The organism is Rhizobium sp. BK619, assembly GCF_014195245.1.
Lineage (GTDB): Bacteria > Pseudomonadota > Alphaproteobacteria > Rhizobiales > Rhizobiaceae > Rhizobium > Rhizobium acidisoli.
Genome location: NZ_JACIBH010000032.1, coordinates 1 through 2050 on the forward strand (window position 1 = coordinate 1; position 2050 = coordinate 2050).

2 protein-coding genes are annotated in these 2050 nt (G+C 62.6%); both read right to left on the bottom strand.

Annotated elements, in window-relative coordinates; translation table 11 throughout:
• On the bottom strand, positions 1–1034 hold a 1034-nt coding region (locus FHX14_RS32670), incomplete at its 3' end, for an ABC transporter ATP-binding protein (RefSeq protein WP_184381256.1).
• A gap of 3 nt (positions 1035–1037) precedes the next feature.
• Positions 1038–2009 carry a carbohydrate ABC transporter permease gene (locus FHX14_RS32675; protein WP_184381258.1) on the bottom strand — a complete coding sequence of 324 codons (972 nt, stop codon included), beginning with the start codon at positions 2007–2009 and terminating at the stop codon, positions 1038–1040.
• Positions 2010–2050: the final 41 nt, after the last annotated feature.

The window sequence follows — 2050 nt, forward strand, 5'->3', positions numbered from 1 at the left end:
GCGATGCCGGCATCGGCGCGCAGGCGGGCGACGACGGATTTGCCGCCGAGCTTGGTGACGGCGAAGGTGTCGGAGCCGGCCGGTTCGACCACTTCGATCAGGCAATCGTCCTCGGTCAGCGAGCGCGCCTTGCGGTCGGCGCCGTCGGGATCGGTCAAGGCTTCGGGGCGGATGCCGAAGATCACCTGGCGGCCGGCATAGGACGACAGACCATTGTTGCCCGAGACGACCGGCAGCCGGAGCGGCGCGCCATTCGGCCGTTCGAGTGAGACTTGCAGTCCACCGGCACCATTCTCAACGGTGGCGTTGAGCAAGTTCATCGCCGGCGATCCCATGAAGTCGGCGACGAAGAGATTGGCGGGGCTGTTATAGATCTCGGCCGGCGTGCCGAACTGCTGCAGCACCCCGTCCTTCAGCACGGCGATCTTGGTCGCCAGCGTCATCGCCTCGATCTGATCATGGGTGACATAGACGAAGGTGGTGCCCATGCGCTGATGCAGCCGCTTGATCTCGGTGCGCATGTCGACGCGCAGCTTGGCGTCGAGATTGGAGAGCGGCTCGTCGAACAGGAAGACCTGCGGATTGCGCACCAGCGCCCGGCCCATGGCAACGCGCTGGCGCTGGCCGCCGGACAATTGCGACGGCTTGCGGTCGAGCAGATGGCCGATCTGCAGCATGTCGGAGACCTGCTTGATCGCCTTGGCCCGCTCCTCCTTCGGCACGCCGCGGATCTCCATACCGAAGGCGATATTGCCCGCCACCGTCATGTTCGGATAGAGCGCATAGGACTGGAACACCATGGCGATGTCGCGCTTGGACGGATGCAGGCCGTTGATGGCGCGCCCGTCGATCCTGATATCGCCGGAGGTGATCGTCTCCAGCCCGGCGATGGTGTTGAGCAGGGTCGACTTGCCGCAGCCGGACGGGCCGACCAGCACGAGAAAGCCGCCCTTTTCGAGTTCGAGGTCGATCCCCTTGAGAATGTCGACGGCGCCGAAACGCTTTCTGAGACCGGAGATTTCGAGGAAGGCCATGACTTACCCTTTGACTGCCCCCGCCATCAGACCGCGCACGAAGTAGCGGCCGGCGAGGATATAGACGATCAGTGTGGGAACGGCCGCGATCATCGCCGCAGCCATATTGACATTGTATTCGACCACACCCGTCGAGGTGTTGACGACATTGTTGAGCGCCACCGTCATCGGCATGGAGTCGCCGGTGCCGGCATAGGCCGAGGCAAACAGGAAGTCGTTCCAGATATTGGTGAACTGGTAGATGACCGTGACGACGATGATCGGCAGCGAGTTCGGCAGCATGATGCGGCGGAAGATCTGGAAGAAGCTGGCGCCGTCGACCTGGGCGGCGCGGACCAGTTCGGTCGGAAAGGCCTCGTAGAAATTGCGGAAGAACAGCGTGGTGAAGCCGAGGCCGTAGACGACATGCACGAAGACCAGGTTGATCGTGGAATTGCCAAAGCCGAAGTTAAAGCCGGTGGCGTTCTGCAGGGTGACGCCGAAGCGGCCGAGCGAGCCGAGGATCGTCGCCATCGGCAAGAGCACCGACTGGAACGGGATGAAGCAGGCAAACAGCATCAGCCCGAACACCAGCGTATGGCCGGGGAACCGCCATTTGGTCAGGACATAACCGTTGAGCGCGCCCATGATGGTGGAGATTGCCACAGCCGGCACCACCATCTTGATCGAGTTCCAGAAGTAGCCCTTGATGCCGGCGCAGGTCAGGCCGACGCAGGTCTCGCCCCAGGCCTTGATCCAGGGATCGAAGGTCGGCGCTTGCGGCAGCGCCAGCATGTTGCCGCCCTGGATCTCGTCCATCGTCTTGAACGAGGTTGTGAGCATGACGAAGAGCGGCATCAGGTAGAGGATGGCGAAGATCGTCAGCAGCCCGTAGATGGCGAGGCGGCCGATCCAGCGGGTGTTGTTATTCCTGCTGTCGCCGCTCTGCGAAAGCGGTGCGGTCGAAGGTACGGTCGAGGCGGTGACGCTGCTCATCGGGCCTTCTCCTTCAGTTCGGAATAGAGATAGGGAACATG

Excerpts from the sequence above, each read along its gene's own strand:
- FHX14_RS32675 (WP_184381258.1), bottom strand. The coding sequence starts at position 2,009 with ATGAGCAGCGTCACCGCCTCGACCGTACCTTCGACCGCACCGCTTTCG.